The sequence below is a fragment of the Corynebacterium sp. HMSC076G08 genome (genome assembly GCF_001811515.1).
Lineage (GTDB): Bacteria > Actinomycetota > Actinomycetes > Mycobacteriales > Mycobacteriaceae > Corynebacterium > Corynebacterium hiratae.
Window position 1 is genome coordinate 1 of the sequence record NZ_KV805073.1, and the last position, 526, is coordinate 526.

The following is a 526-nucleotide window of genomic DNA, read 5'->3' on the forward strand; positions in this document are numbered from 1 at the left end:
AACCAATCCAGCAAGAATCATCTCCTACCGTCAGTCCCACCGTAGACGGTCTATCCGCCCAGTCAAGCAACGCCTGGGGTATCCCCGACACACTGTGGATCAACAAAAGCGGAGTGGTGCGCATCCTGGGCTATGGATTCTATGTAGGACTCCGGTTTAAAAACCGGCTCATATACAGCCACGTTACCGATGACACCGCTGAGTTCTTCACTGATCATGATGGTGAAGCACTGTTTTCATTCCCACTGCCCATCAAGCTACTTGAGCGTCCAGCCGGCGGACAGATCAACATCGGGCATGTCGAAGGAATGTGGCACCGCCGGCCACCAGAGATCAAACCAATCCTGTCGCGTCCGCGCCCGTCGAGACGAAAGAAACCATAACCGGTAAGACGAGCTAGAGACTGTCCAAAAACACCAAAGACTCCCTGCCCAAAAAGCAGGGAGACTCCACGTCCAAAAAGTCATTGGACTCCTAGCCCAAAAAGTTACTGGACTCCGTGTCCAAAAAGTCCATGGACATAACA

General features: G+C 52.5%; 1 pseudogene. It reads left to right on the top strand.

What is annotated here, in order from left to right:
• Positions 1-383, top strand: a pseudogene (locus tag HMPREF2806_RS13865) (transposase); the annotation flags it as partial.
• Between the last annotated feature and the right edge of the window lie 143 nt (positions 384-526).